The sequence below is a fragment of the Micromonospora sp. NPDC049529 genome, assembly GCF_055586685.1.
Genome location: NZ_JBVJHT010000031.1, coordinates 1 through 13,373, shown reverse-complemented (window position 1 = coordinate 13,373; position 13,373 = coordinate 1). Strand labels below are relative to the sequence as shown.

Genomic DNA, 13,373 nt, shown 5'->3' with positions numbered 1-13,373 from the left:
AACCGGCGGGACCCCTGGTTCGGGATCCCGCCGGTCGCCGTGGCGTCGGTACGCGCTCAGCGAGTCAGCACCGGCTCAGCGCTGGAACTGCACCGGCCCGGAGTTCTGGGCCATCTGCTCCAGCCGGCGTACCCGCTCCTGCATCGGCGGGTGGGTGGAGAACAGACCCGCCAGGCCGCCACCCCTGAACGGGTTGTCGATCATCAGGTGGGCGGTCGAGGTGAGGCGGTTGTCGGCCGGCAACGGGAGCCGTTGCGTACCCTCGTGGATCTTCCGCAGGGCGCTGGCCAGGGCCAGCGGGTCACGGGTGATGGTGGCGCCGGAGGCGTCCGCCGCGTACTCCCGGTTCCGGCTGATGGCGAGCTGGATCACGCTGGCGGCGATCGGGCCGAGGATCAGCATGAGCAGCAGCGCCGCCGGGTTCGGGCCGTCGTCGTCGTCCCCGCCACCGATGGGCAGGAACCAGGCGAAGTACGACAGCATCGTGATGATGCCGGCGAGACCCGCCGCGACGCTGGAGATCAGGATGTCCCGGTTGTAGACGTGTGACAACTCGTGCCCGATCACGCCCCGCAACTCGCGGTAGTCGAGGATCTGGGTGATGCCCGTCGTCACGGCAACCGCCGCGTGCTGCGGGTTACGCCCGGTCGCGAACGCGTTCGGCTGCATGGTCGGGCTGACGTAGAGCCGGGGCATCGGCTGCCCGGCGGAGGTGGAAAGCTCCCGGACCATCTGGTAAAGCGCCGGGAACTCCGCCTCGGTGACCGGCTTCGCCCGCATCGAGCGGAGCGCGAGCTTGTCCGACCAGAAGTAGCTGGCCGCGTTCATACCCAGCGAAACCAGGACGGCGACGACCAGACCGCCGCTGCCGCCGAGCGCGTAACCGACGCCGAGAATCAGCGCGGTGAGCAGGCCGAGCAGTGCGGCCGTCTTGAGACCGTTGCGGTGGCTGTGCACTATCACTCCTTCGGTGCGCGGTTCTCGTGAAACCGCTGACCGTTCCAACAACTCGATACCCATCAACAATCCCCATATAGCTGAGAATTGCCTGTAAGACGGGGGTACGAGGTGGAGTTCTCGGCACCGAAGTCCGGTTCGCCGCCACCGGTCACCAACCGGCGGCGGCGTCCAGCACGAGTTGTGGGGCGAAGCCGATGACGACCGTCACCACGGTGGCGGCGGCGAGTGCCGCGGCGACCGGCCACGGCACCCGTACGCCGGGCGGACGCTCACTCGCGGTGGCGTCCCCGGCGGGCGAGAAGAGGGTGGCGGCGACCCGTACGTAGTAGGCCAGTCCGATCACCGCGTTGACCGCCACCACCAGGGCCAGCCAGTCGGAACCGCCGAACAGCAGCGACCGGACCACGGTGACCTTCGCGAACAGGCCGGCGAGTCCGGGTGGCAACCCGGCGAGCCCGACCAGCGCCAGCGCCAGCGCGATGCCGACGGCCGGGCGGCGACGGGCAGCGCCCCGGTAGTCACCGATCTCCCCACCGTCACCGTGCCCGGCCCGCAGGGCGATCACCGCACCGAACGCGGACAGCTCCAGCAGCACGAAGAAGACGGTGTACGCCAGCGCGGCGGTCAGCGCCGTCCCGAACGCGTCGCCGGTGCGCCCGTCGGCGAGCGCGAACGCGCCCAGCGGGGCGATGACGTAACCGGCCTGGGCGACCGAGGACCAGGCCAGCAGGCGGACCATCCGGGTCTGCCGGAGGGCGACCAGGTTGCCGACGGTCATCGTCAGCACCGCCAGTGCGGCCAGCACCGGTCCGGTCACCGACCCCGGCAGTACGGCGTTCGCCAGCGGAACCGACCCGTCCGACACCACCGCACCGGCCACCGGGGCGACGATCCCGGTGACCGCCAGCAGGGCGACGACACCGCCGAGCTTCGACGCGGTGGAGAGGTACGCGGCGACCGGCAGCGGGGCGCCGTCGTACGTGGCCGGGGCCCAGGCGTGGAACGGCACCGCCGCGATCTTGAATGCCAGCCCGAGCACCACCAGCGCCACCGCGGCCGAGGTGAGCGGGACGTCCAGCAGGTCCGGTCCGGCGGCGAAGGCGGTGGCCAGCAGGCGGAAGTGCAGCGCCCCGGTGACCGCGTACAGCAGGGCCGCGCCGAGCAGGGTGACGGCGGTCGCCACCACGCTCACCACGAAGAAGGTGACGGCGGCCTCGGCGCCGGCCACGCTGCGGCGGCGGAGCCCGACCAGCACGTACAGCGGCAGGGTCAGGGTTTCCAGAGCCACGATCAGGGTGATCAGGTCGCCGGCACCGGCGAGCACCACACCGCCGGTCATCGAGCAGGCGAGAAGGAAGCAGTACTCCCCCGCCGGCACCTCCCCGGCCCGCAGCAGCGGCACCGAGAACGCCAGCACCCCGAGGGTGAGCAGGGCGAACAGGGCACCGATCAGCCCGCTGCGGCCGGTGGACAGGAACGAGCAGGCGTCGCCGACGCAGAACGTCTGCCGGTTGTCGCCCGCGCCGACCACCAGGGCCCCGACGGCGGTGGCGGCCGCGCCGACCGCGAACACGGCGCTGGTCGCGCCCCGCCGGCCCGCCACCAGGTCGGCCAGCAGCACCAGTACGGCGGTGCCGGCGGCCAGGTACGCCGGCAGCAGCGCGATGTTGTCCACACTCTGGGTCAGGTTCATGAGATCGCCTCGATCAGGGCCTTCACCGGTTCGTCGGCGACGTCGAGCGCGATCGGCGGCAGCAGTCCGATGGCGAGCGTGAACACCACCAGCGGTGCCCAGATGGCCTGCTCGACGCCGTACCCCCGGGGGGTCAGGTTGGCCACGGCGGGCGTCGCCGGGCCGTGGCTGATCCGGCGCAGCATTCGCAGGAAGTACGCGGCGGTGAGCGCCCCGCCGAACGCGGCCAGCACGCCGAGCGTCGTCCAGTACGGTCCGCCGTGCCGCAGGGCGGCGACGATGGCGAACGCCTCCCCCCAGAAGCCGGCGAGTCCGGGCAGCCCGAGCGAGGCGATGGCGGCGAAGCCGAGCAGCCCGGCGAGCCGGGGTGCGGTCTCCCGCAGCCCGCCGAGTGCGGCCAACTCCCCGGTGTGGGTCCGGTCCTTGATCGCCCCGGCGACGAAGAAGAGCAGTCCGGTGATGACGCCGTGGGCGATGTTGCCGATCAGCGCCGCCTGGATTCCGGTGGTGGTCACGGTGGCGATGCCGAGCACGACGAACCCCATGTGCCCGACGCTGGAGTACGCGATCAGCCGCTTCAGCTCGGTCTGCGCCAGGCAGACCAGGGAGCCGACGATGATCGCCGCGACGGCGAGCGCCCCGAGCACCGGCGCGGCCCAGCGGGCGCCCTCCGGGGTGATCCCGACCCCGATCCGGATCAGGCCGTACGTGCCCATCTTCAGCAGCACCCCGGCGAGGATGACACTGCCGACGGTCGGCGCCTGGCTGTGCGCGTCCGGCAGCCACGAGTGCAGCGGCCAGAGTGGACTCTTCACCGCGAAGGCGAGCGCGAACAGGGTGAACGCCACCAGTTGGGTGGTCCGGGACAGCCCGGTCCCGCCGGTCAGCTCGACGATGTCGGCGGTGCCGGCGGCGCTGACCGCGACGAAGACGCCGACCAGCAGCAGCACCGAGCCGAACAGGGTGTAGAGGGCGAACTTCCGGGCCGCGTGCACCCGGCGCTCCCCGCCCCAGATCGCGATCACCGCGTACATCGGGAGCAGGACGACCTCGAAGAAGACGAAGAACAACACCAGGTCGAGGGCGAGGAAGGTGCCCAGGATGCCGACCTCGATGACCAGCAGCAGGGCGGCCAGCGTACGGCCCCGGCCCGGTGCCGGTGCCCGCCACCAGGTGTACGCGCAGCAGAGCAGCGTCAGCAGCGTGGTCAGGATGACCAGCGGGTACGAGATCCCGTCCACGCCGAGGTGGAACCGCAGGTCCAGGCCGGGCACCCAGGTCCAGTCCAGTTCGTGCCACGGGTGGATGCCCGGCGGCCCCTGCTCCGGCACCTGGTGGGCGAAACCGCCGCCCCCGACACCGAAGAAGAGCAGCACGCTCACCACCAGCGTGGCGGCGGCGAAACCGGTGGCGACCGCCCGGCCCGCCCGGTCGAGGCGTTCGGGCAGGGCGGCGGCGATCACCGCACCGACCGCCGGCAGGGCCAGGATGGCGACGAGTCCGACCTGTCCGGCGTTCATCCGCCGACTCCGATCAACACGGCGGCGAGCCCGATCAGCAACGCCCCGGCCAGTACGGCGGTCGCCGCCCTCGGCAGCCCGGCCCGGTGCAGCACGCCGAGGGAGTCACCGAGCGCACCGCTGCCCCGGCCGACGCCCTCGACCGCCCCGTCGACCAGCACCTCGTCGCCGCGCCGCCCGATCCGGCCCAGTGCCGTCACCGGGCGTACGACCAGGGTGTGCTGGAGTTCGTCGAGCCAGAACGCGCGGTCGAACGCGGGCCGCAGCGGGCCCAGCGCGAGCGCCGGGTCGGTGGCCGGGTCCCGCCGCCACCGCCACCAGGCGAGTCCCGCGCCCAGCAGCAGCAGGGCGACCGGGTAGACCAGTTGCGGGCCGAAGTGGATCAGCTCCTCGTCCAGCGGCATCAGGTTCGAGGGGTGTTCGGCGGTGGCCGGCGGCAGGAGCCAGCCGGCGAACGGCCCGGCGAACGCGACCATCCCGAACAGCGTGCTCGGCACCGCCAGCAGCAGCACCGGCCAGCGGAGCAGGGCGGGCGGGTCGTGCGGCGCGGCCTCGCCCCGGTAGGAGCCGGCGAAGGCGCGCAGCAGCAGGCGGGTGGCGTACCAGGCGGTGACCGCGACCCCGACCAGGCCGGCGATCCAGACCAGCCAGCCAACCGGTGCGCCGGCCGGGCCGGCACCGTCGAGCGCGGCCCGTTCGGCGACCGCGAGGATGCCGTCCTTGCTCCAGAACCCGGCCAGCGGCGGCACCCCGGCGAGCGCGCCGAGCCCGATCACCGTGCACCAGAAGGTGACCGGCATCCGGCGGCGCAGCCCGCCCATCGCCGCCATCGAGTTGGTGCCGGTGGCGTGGATGACGCAGCCGGCGGCGAGGAACAGCAGCGCCTTGAAGGCGGCGTGGCTGAGCAGGTGGAACAGCGCGGCGGCGGGCGAGCCGACGGCGAGCGCGCCGGCCATGTAGCCGATCTGCGAAACCGTCGACCAGGCCAGCACCCGTTTGATGTCGTCCTGGGCGGTGGCGGCGAGCGCGCCGAGCAGCAGGGTGACCGCGCCCATCACACCGAGCACGGTCAACGCCGTCGGCGACTTCACGAACAGCGGGTAGAGCCGGGTCACCGCGTAGATGCCGGCGGCGACCATGGTGGCGGCGTGGATCAGTGCCGAGATCGGGGTCGGGCCGGCCATCGCGTCCGGCAGCCAGGTGTGCAGCGGGAACTGGGCGCTCTTGCCGGCCACCCCGGCCAGCAGCAGCAGGCAGGCGACGGTGAGCGTGGTCGGGTGGAAGTCGTGCGCGAGCACCTCGGAGATCCGGAAGCTGCCGGCGGTGAAGCCGAGCACCGCGATGCCGAGCAGGAAGCCGACGTCACCGACCCGGGTGACCAGGAACGCCTTCACCGCCGCCGCCGGTGCCTCCGGCAGCCGCCGGTCGTGCGCGATCAGTAGGTAGGAGCAGATGCCCATCACCTCCCAGCCGACCAGCAGCAGGAGCAGGTCACCGGCGACGACCACCAGCAGCATGGCGGCGGTGAAGAGGCTGATCTGGGCGGCGTAGGGGGCGTACCGGTCGTCGTGGTCGAGGTAGCCGACCGAGTAGACCTGCACGGCGAGAGCGACCACCGCCACGGCGATCGCGACCAGGGCGGCGGTCGGGTCGAGGCGTACCCCGGCGGTCACGTCCAGGTCACCGAACTCGACCCAGAGCGCGGATCCCTCGGCGGCGGCGCCGTCCAGGGACACGAGCAGGAACACCGCGATGACCAGGCTCGCGGCGGCACCGGCGATGCCGAGGCCGGCGGCGACCGCCCGGGACCGCTGCGGCAGCAGCAGCCCGGCCAGGGCCACCCCGAACGGTACGGCCGGCAGCAGCCAGCCGAGCACGATGTCGAGGGTCACCTGGCCCCCACCCCGTCGGCGGCGGAGCCGGTGGCGTTCCCGCTGCCGGTGGCGGCGACCGCCGGCTCCGGTCCGGAGTCCGGTGGGTGCTCGTGCAGGCTCACCTCGTCCAGCGCGACGCTGCCGCGCAGCCGGTAGAGCTGCAACACGATGGCCAGACCGACGCCCACCTCGGCGGCGGCGATCACGATGACGAACAGGGCGAACACCTGCCCGCCGTGCGGCAGCGCCGACCGGGTGGTGCTGTCGGCGGTGACCAGCAGCAGGTTGACCGCGTTGAGCATCAGCTCGACCGCCATCAGCACCAGCACCGCGTTGCGTCGGCGGAGCACGCCGTAGACGCCCAGGCCGAACAGGATCGCCGCGGTGACGTACGGGATCACGGGTCTCATCGGCGCCGCCCCGGAATCCGTACGCTGATCGCGATCGCGCCGACCAGCGCCGAGAGCAGCAGCACGGAGAGCACCTCGAACGGCAGCACCCAGCGGCCGAAGATCTCCGCGCCGAGCCGTTCGGCGGTCCCCGGCTCCGGCAGGTCCACCGTGGACCAGCGGAACGCGTCGATGAGCAGCAACGTCAGCCCGGCCCCGGTGCCGCCGCCGATCAGGGCGGCCGGCCAGCCGGGCCGGTCCAGGTCGGTGGAGGCGCCGATCGGGGCGCGGGTGAGCATCACCGCGAAGAGCAGCAGCACCACCACCGCGCCGACGTAGACCAGCACCTGCACCCAGGCCAGCAGCTCGGCGGTGAGCACCAGGTAGAGCCCGGCGACCGCACCGAGGCAGACGACCAGGTAGAGGCCGGCCCGGACCAGGTGCCGGGTGCTGACCACCAACGCGCCGGAGCCGACCGCGACCGCCCCGAGGGCGAGCAGCAGCGCGTCCGCCCCGGTCACGACCGCTCCCTGCGGCCGGCCACCGTCCCGGCCCCGGTTGTCGTCCCGGTCACGGTTGTCGTCCCGGTCACGGCGTCTCCGTGGGGGCCGGCGGTTTGGCGGCGGGCGGGGCGGCGGGACGCTGTGGGCGTACCGGTGCGACGGTCGGGCGGGACGCGCCCGGCGCCGGGGTGACGGCCTTGCGCGCGGCGGCGGTCTCCTCCTTCGCCGGCTCACCGTTCGGATCGTGCGCGGGCGGCGGCGGTACGGTCGCCATCCACTGCCCGAGGTGGTCCTTGTCGTGCAGCAGGTCCTTGATGTCGTACTCGGCGTACTCGAACTCGGGGGACCAGTAGAGCGCGTCGAACGGGCAGACCTCGATGCAGATGCCGCAGTACATGCAGAGGGAGAAGTCGATGTCGAACTTGTCCAGCACGTTGCGCTGCCGGGGCCGGGCCGCGCCGGGGACCTGGACCTCTTCCTTGTGCGAGTCGATGTAGATGCACCAGTCCGGGCACTCGCGGGCGCAGAGCATGCAGACCGTGCAGTTCTCCTCGGCCAGGGCGATCACCCCGCGCGAGCGCGGCGGCAGCTCGGGCTCGACGTCCGGGTACTGCTGGGTGTGCGAGTGGCCGACCATCGTCTTGAGGGTGACCGCCAGCCCCTTCGCGAGACCCTCTCCGGGCACCTTCATGCCACCGGCCCACTCTGCTCGCTCATGCCGCCCATCCTGCACTGTCGCCCGCCCCGGCGCGACCACCACCCGCCACTTCCCGCCCTACCGGCGGTGCCGGGTGCCGTACGCTGGGCTCGGGGATCGGGTCCCGCGTGAGAGGAACGTGCATGACCTCCGCACTCGGCGACGCCTACCCGCCGACGGGCGGGTGGACCAGGTCCCCTGACACCGATGATCAGTCGGCTGGTCCCCCGACACCGGCGAGCGGTGGCAGCACCTCGACGCCGAGCTGTTGCAGGAGCTGGAACAGCTCGTTGACGCTCCACACGTCGATGATCTTGCCGGCCGGGTCGAACCGCAGGAACGTCGCGCCGGAGTAGCTGACCACCTGGCCGGTCGGCGGCACCGGGCCGAACGCGCCCCGCTGGGTGCCGGCGGCCCGCCAGTGCAGGGCGGCCCGCTCACCGGAGACGATCAAGTCGACGATCTTGTAGCGCAGGTCCGGAAAGGCCGTACGACGCTCCCGGTGCCAGGCCAGCACCGCCGCCGGCCCCGAGCCGCCGAGGCCGGGGCACTCGTCGGCGACCAACTCGTACGCCGTCTCCTCGCGGGAGTCGTGCCAGACGTCCGTGACGAACTGCCGTACCGCGCTGTCGATGTCGACCACGATGAGTCAGCCTAGCCCTCGAAGGGCCGGGCCCAGAAAACGACGCTCCGCTCAGAGGACGACGCGAACCGCCGTGGTGAGCACCAGTTGGCCGAGCGCCACCGGGACCAGCACCAGCCAGCAGAGCCGCTGCAACTGGTCCTCGCGCAGGCGCGGGTAGGCCACCCGGAACCAGATCACCACGAAGGAGACCGCGAAGATCTTGAGCAGGGTCCAGAGCCAACCGAGGTACTCGTCCCCGAACGGGCCCTGCCAGCCGCCGAGGAACAGGACCGTGGTCAGGGCCGCGATCACCACGATGCCGACGTACTCGGCGAGCAGGAAGAAGGCGAATCGCAGGCCGGTGTACTCGGTCAGGTACCCGAAGACCAGCTCGGAGTCGGCGATCGGCATGTCGAACGGGGGCCGGCGGATCTCGGCCAGTCCGGCGACGAAGAAGACGAACATGGCCGGCGCCTGCCAGATCAGCCACCACGGCTGCCACGCCTGCACGATGCCGGGCAGGCTCAGCGTGCCGGCGGCGATCGCCACGCTCGCCGCCGACAGCACCAGCGGCAGCTCGTAGCCGAGCAGCTGGGCCGCCCCGCGCAACCCGCCGAGCAGGCTGTACTTGTTCGCCGAGGCCCAGGCCGACATCAGCACCGCGACCACACCCACGCCGATCACGGCCAGGACGAAGAACAGGCCGATGTCCAGCGGCTGCCCGACCAGATCCCCCGGTCCGAGCGGGATGACCAGCAGAGCCAACAGGTACGGCACCAGCGCCACCACCGGCGCCAGCCGGAACACCGCCCGGTCGGCGGCCCGGGGCGTGATGTCCTCCTTCTGCACGAACTTGATCCCGTCGGCGATCAACTGGGCCCAGCCGTGGAAGCCGCCCGCGTACATCGGGCCGAGCCGGCCCTGCATGTGCGCCATCACCTTGTGTTCGAGCTGACCGACGACGAGCGGCAGGGTGAGGAACGCGACCACCACTGCCACCACCCGGATCAGCAGTTCCAACCAGAGCGGCATCAGCGGTCGCCCCATTCACCCGGCGCCGGTACGCCCGGCGGCCGCATCGGCGCCCGACGGGCCGCCCCCGCCTCCGACTCACCGGGTTCCTTCGCCCCCGGCCACGGCTTGGCCACCCTCGACGCGAGGACGAACTCCTTGCGCAGTGGGTGCCCCTCGAATTCCGGTGGCAGCAGCAGCGGGCGGAGGTCGGCGTGCCCGGTGAACCCGATGCCGAACATCTCGTGCGTCTCCCGCTCGTGCCAGGCGGCGCCGGGGAAGAGGTCCACGACGGACGGCACCTGCGGCTGCGACCGGGGCACCCGGGTACGCAGCAGCACCCCGTGCCGGTGCCGGGTCGACCAGAGGTGCGCGACGATGTCGAACCCGTCCACCAGTTCGTCCACGGCGGAGAGCCAGTCGAAGAAGTCGCAGCTCAGCTCGGCGTCGTCGCGGGCGACCCGGAGCGCGTCCCGCCACTGCCCCGGCGGCACGTCGACGGTCGCCCGCGCGTACGCCTGCCCGCCGGACACCCCGACCGCGACCTGCTCACACCCGAGCACCGACCCCAGCCGCGCACCGATCTCCTCCGCCATCACCCCCGGATCCTATGACCCCAACCCCCTCCCCCCATGCCCTCCTCCCGCCCCTCCTCCCGCCCCTCCTCCCGCCCCTCCTCCCGCCCCTCCTCCCGCCCCTCCTCCCGCGATCTAGGGCAAATGGTGGTGATCGGAGATCAACAAACACGCATTCGCCCTAGATCGCGGTGGGGGTGGGGGAGGATGGGGGTGTGCGGGCTGTGACTGTTACTCCGGGGGTGGGGAATTCGTTGCGGCTTGCGGAGGATTATCCGGAGCCGCCGATCGACGAGGGGCCGGTGCTGGTCGAGGCGTTGGCGGTGGGGATCTGCGGGACCGATCACGAAATCATCGCGGGGCACTACGGCGAGCCGCCGCCGGGCGCGCAGGAACTCGTCATCGGGCACGAGTCGCTCGGCCGGGTGATCGAGGACCCGACCGGTTCGCTGCGCGCCGGTGACCTGGTCGCCGGTGTGGTCCGGCACCCCGACCCGGTCCCCTGCCCGAACTGCGCGGCCGGCGAGTGGGACATGTGCCGCAACGGCCAGTACACCGAACACGGCATCAAGGGCCGGGCCGGCTTCGCCCGGGAACGCTGGCGGGTCGACCCGGAGTACGCCATCCTGCTGGAGCCGGCGCTGGCCGAGGTCGGCACGCTGCTCGAACCGACGAGTGTGGTGGCGAAGGCCTGGGAACACATCGAACGGATCGGCAAGCGCTCGGTGTGGCAGCCGGAGACCGTACTGGTCACCGGGGCCGGACCGATCGGCCTGCTGGCCGCCCTGCTGGCCTGCCAGCGTGGGCTGACCGTGCACGTGCTCGACCTCGCCCAGACGGGACCGAAGCCGGAGCTGGTCCGGGCGCTCGGCGCGCAGTACCACTCCGAGGGGATGGCCGCGCTCGGCTTCGCCCCGGACGTGGTACTCGAATGCACCGGTGCGCCGTCGGTGGTCCTGGACGTGATGTGCCAGGCGGCACCGAACGGGATCGTCTGCCTCACCGGAGTCTCCACCGGCGGCCGCATGATCGACTTCGACGCCGGGGCGCTCAACCGGGAGCTGGTGCTGGAGAACAACGTGGTGTTCGGCTCGGTCAACGCCAACCGGCGGCACTGGGACCTCGCCGCGACCGCGCTGGCCAGGGCCGACCGGCAGTGGTTGGGCTCCCTGATCAGCCGGCGGGTGCCGTTGGGGGCGTACGCCGAGGCGTACACCCCCGGCCCCGACGAGATCAAGACCGTACTCGACTTCGCCTGAGTCCGGCCGTCAGCGGGATCCGGCCCGGTTACAGGCCCGGCAGGCGGCCGTTGCGGAACAGGTCGACGAAGATCTGGTGGTCCTCGCGGGCCCGCAGCCCGTACGTGTGCGCGAACTCGACCAGGTGGGCCACGAAACCGGCCTCGTCTTTGTCCACCGCCGCCACGATCTCCTCCTCGGTGGAGTAGTCGACCAGGTCGTGGCTGGACTCGTCGTCGGCCACCGAGTGCATCCGGGCCACCGCCCGGCCCAGGTCGCCGATCACCCCGGCCAGCTCCGCCGGCTCGTTGACGTCGGACCAGTCCAGGTCGGCGGCGTACGGGGAGACCTCGGCGACCAACTGGCCGACCCCGCCCAGCTCGGTGAAGCCCAGCCACGGGTCGGCGTGCGCCTGCAACGCCCGCTGCGACTCGGCGGTCCGGTGCCCCTGGTGCTGGAAGTAGCCGCGTACGCCGGGATCGTCGACGTACCGGGCGACCGCCGGCACCTGGGCCTGCTTCATGTAGATCACCACGTCGTTCTCCAGCGCCTGGGTGTGCCCCTCCAGCAGCAGGTTGTACGACGGCAGACCGGCCGAGCCGATGCCCACCCCCTTGCGCAGCACCACGTCCTTGATCTGCGCGGCGACCGGACGCAGGCCGGTGGTCGACACCGGCAGGGTGCCGAGGTAGCGCTCGTACGCGGTCACCACCTCGGCGCGGGCCGTGTCGTCGATCTCGAACACGCCGTCGCCGAGCGCGAACCGGCGCTCGTAGTTGTCGATCGTGGTCTGGTTGGAGAGCAGGTCGACCCGGGTGCTCAACCGGGCCCGCTGCAACACGGTGCGCAACACCCCGTCGGCGTTGTCGAGGGTGATCGACCCGATCGCCTCCTCCCCGCCGGCCGCGATCGCCCGCAGCTCGGTCAGGTACGCGGCGGCGAACCGGGTCACCAGCTCGGTGATCACGTCATCCGAGAGGGCCTTGGCGTACCCGATCAGCGCGACGCTGGCCACGAACCGTTTCAGGTCCCAGGAGAACGGCCCGACGTACGCCTCGTCGAAGTCGTTGACGTTGAACACGAGCTGGCCGGAGCCGTTCATGTAGGTGCCGAAGTTCTCGGCGTGCAGGTCACCGTGGATCCAGACCCGGCTGGTGCGCGGGTTGAGGAAGCGGTCGTCGGCGAAGTCGCCGGTCAGGTCCGCGTAGAAGACCGAGGCGCTGCCCCGGTAGAAGGCGAACGGGGTGGCGGCCATCTTGCGGAACTTGCGCCGGAACGCGGCCGGGTCCAGGGCCATCGACTCGCCGAACTCGGCGGTCAGGACGTCGACCAGCTGGTCCGCCCGTTGATCAGTGTTCATGCTCCGCAGGCTAGTCCGCCCCGACCAGGCCCACCGGTGGACCGGTGACGCGGTCAGCTCGTGGGCGGGCGCACGGGTGGTGCGGTCAGCGACGCGACGCTGCGACCGGTGCCGGCGTCGACGGGTGCGCTGAGCGGATCGGGGCGGGACACCCCGCCGAGGCCGGACTGCTCGGCGGCGATCTTCTCCTGGAGGCGGAGGATGCCGTGCAGCAGCGCCTCCGGCCGGGGCGGGCAGCCGGGCACGTAGACGTCGACCGGGATGAGCTGGTCGACGCCCTTGGTCACCGAGTACGAGTCCCAGTACGGGCCACCACAGTTCGAGCAGGCGCCGAACGAGATGACGTACTTCGGTTCGGGCATCTGGTCGTAGAGCCGCTTGATCGCCGGCGCCATCTTGTCGGTGACCGTGCCGGAGACCACCATCAGGTCGGCCTGGCGCGGGCCGTGGGCGAACGGGATGACCCCGAGCCGGATGAAGTCGTGCCGTCCCATGCTGGTGGCGATGAACTCGATCGCGCAGCAGGCCAGCCCGAAATTGAAGACCCACAACGAGTAGCGGCGGCCCCAGTTGAGCACGAACCGGATCGGCTCGCCGAGCACTCCGGGCAGTTGCATGGTCTCCCCCTCTCGGTCCGGCACCCGACAGTGAACCACAGCATCGCCGTACCACTTGCCTGCAACCGGTGCCGTCGCCGGCACGTGTAACCGGCGTCCTCGGGCAGGGGCCCGGACGGGGAGGAACGAGTGACGGTGACGACAGGTCCGGGCGTCGACGCTTCACCGCCGGTGAGACCCGCCGAGGAGGCGGGCCCGGAAAGACGCGAGAGGGTCGAGTTCGATGCGTTCTACCACGCTCATTTCAGGGCGATGACGGTGCATCTGTGTGCGTACACGGGGGATCTGGGGCAGGCCCAGGATCTGGTGCA

The 13,373-nt window shown here is 71.8% G+C and carries 13 protein-coding genes and 1 pseudogene; 2 read left to right on the top strand and 12 right to left on the bottom strand.

From position 1 onward, the window contains the following. Positions 1-75 precede the first annotated feature (75 nt). The 10 genes from htpX to ACZ6QQ_RS34855 all read right to left on the bottom strand — a co-directional run bounded on the left by htpX (position 76) and on the right by ACZ6QQ_RS34855 (position 9,868). The gene (gene htpX / locus ACZ6QQ_RS34900; RefSeq protein ID WP_465882174.1) at positions 76-957 is read right to left on the bottom strand and encodes a zinc metalloprotease HtpX; all 882 of its coding nucleotides are present in this window, start codon (positions 955-957) and stop codon (positions 76-78) included. Between the two features lie 151 nt (positions 958-1,108). Continuing rightward, positions 1,109-2,653 (bottom strand): NADH-quinone oxidoreductase subunit N, encoded by a 1,545-nt coding sequence (locus ACZ6QQ_RS34895; RefSeq protein WP_465882173.1) that lies wholly within the window; start codon positions 2,651-2,653, stop codon positions 1,109-1,111. Continuing rightward, positions 2,650-4,173 (bottom strand): complex I subunit 4 family protein, encoded by a 1,524-nt coding sequence (locus ACZ6QQ_RS34890; protein WP_465882171.1) that lies wholly within the window; start codon positions 4,171-4,173, stop codon positions 2,650-2,652. Before ACZ6QQ_RS34890 ends, ACZ6QQ_RS34895 begins: the two co-directional genes overlap by 4 nt. Continuing rightward, positions 4,170-6,065, bottom strand: coding sequence for an NADH-quinone oxidoreductase subunit 5 family protein (locus ACZ6QQ_RS34885; protein ID WP_465882170.1), 1,896 nt, complete (start codon positions 6,063-6,065; stop codon positions 4,170-4,172). Before ACZ6QQ_RS34885 ends, ACZ6QQ_RS34890 begins: the two co-directional genes overlap by 4 nt. Next, a complete protein-coding gene (nuoK, locus tag ACZ6QQ_RS34880) occupies positions 6,062-6,457 on the bottom strand; it encodes an NADH-quinone oxidoreductase subunit NuoK (RefSeq protein ID WP_465882168.1) in 396 nt (131 codons plus the stop codon). Before nuoK ends, ACZ6QQ_RS34885 begins: the two co-directional genes overlap by 4 nt. Continuing rightward, positions 6,454-6,957 carry an NADH-quinone oxidoreductase subunit J family protein gene (locus ACZ6QQ_RS34875; protein ID WP_465882166.1) on the bottom strand — a complete coding sequence of 168 codons (504 nt, stop codon included), beginning with the start codon at positions 6,955-6,957 and terminating at the stop codon, positions 6,454-6,456. The genes nuoK and ACZ6QQ_RS34875 overlap by 4 nt, the downstream gene beginning before the upstream one ends. Before the next feature lie 67 nt (positions 6,958-7,024). Then, positions 7,025-7,630, bottom strand: coding sequence for a NuoI/complex I 23 kDa subunit family protein (locus tag ACZ6QQ_RS34870; RefSeq protein ID WP_465882165.1), 606 nt, complete (start codon positions 7,628-7,630; stop codon positions 7,025-7,027). 217 nt (positions 7,631-7,847) lie between these two features. After that, the gene (locus tag ACZ6QQ_RS34865; RefSeq protein WP_465882164.1) at positions 7,848-8,279 is read right to left on the bottom strand and encodes an ester cyclase; all 432 of its coding nucleotides are present in this window, start codon (positions 8,277-8,279) and stop codon (positions 7,848-7,850) included. 51 nt (positions 8,280-8,330) lie between these two features. Beyond that, positions 8,331-9,293 (bottom strand): complex I subunit 1/NuoH family protein, encoded by a 963-nt coding sequence (locus ACZ6QQ_RS34860; protein WP_465882163.1) that lies wholly within the window; start codon positions 9,291-9,293, stop codon positions 8,331-8,333. After that, on the bottom strand, positions 9,293-9,868 hold the full coding sequence (locus ACZ6QQ_RS34855; RefSeq protein WP_465882230.1) for an NADH-quinone oxidoreductase subunit C: 576 nt from the start codon (positions 9,866-9,868) through the stop codon (positions 9,293-9,295). The genes ACZ6QQ_RS34860 and ACZ6QQ_RS34855 overlap by 1 nt, the downstream gene beginning before the upstream one ends. A 194-nt stretch (positions 9,869-10,062) precedes the next feature. Here ACZ6QQ_RS34855 and ACZ6QQ_RS34850 point away from each other — a divergent pair, with 194 nt between their 5' ends. Next, entirely contained in the window at positions 10,063-11,106 is a 1,044-nt protein-coding gene (locus ACZ6QQ_RS34850; protein WP_465882162.1) for a glucose 1-dehydrogenase, read from the top strand. A 28-nt stretch (positions 11,107-11,134) separates the two neighbouring features. On the opposite strand, the gene ACZ6QQ_RS34845 is transcribed toward ACZ6QQ_RS34850, so the two are convergent. Together ACZ6QQ_RS34845 and ACZ6QQ_RS34840 are read right to left on the bottom strand one after the other, a co-directional pair. Then, positions 11,135-12,445 carry a DUF2252 domain-containing protein gene (locus tag ACZ6QQ_RS34845; protein WP_465882160.1) on the bottom strand — a complete coding sequence of 437 codons (1,311 nt, stop codon included), beginning with the start codon at positions 12,443-12,445 and terminating at the stop codon, positions 11,135-11,137. Between the two features lie 53 nt (positions 12,446-12,498). After that, positions 12,499-13,062 carry an NADH-quinone oxidoreductase subunit B gene (locus tag ACZ6QQ_RS34840; RefSeq protein ID WP_465882158.1) on the bottom strand — a complete coding sequence of 188 codons (564 nt, stop codon included), beginning with the start codon at positions 13,060-13,062 and terminating at the stop codon, positions 12,499-12,501. A gap of 129 nt (positions 13,063-13,191) precedes the next feature. On the opposite strand from ACZ6QQ_RS34840, the pseudogene ACZ6QQ_RS34835 reads away from it, so the two are divergent. After that, positions 13,192-13,373: pseudogene (locus tag ACZ6QQ_RS34835) on the top strand (SigE family RNA polymerase sigma factor); the annotation flags it as partial.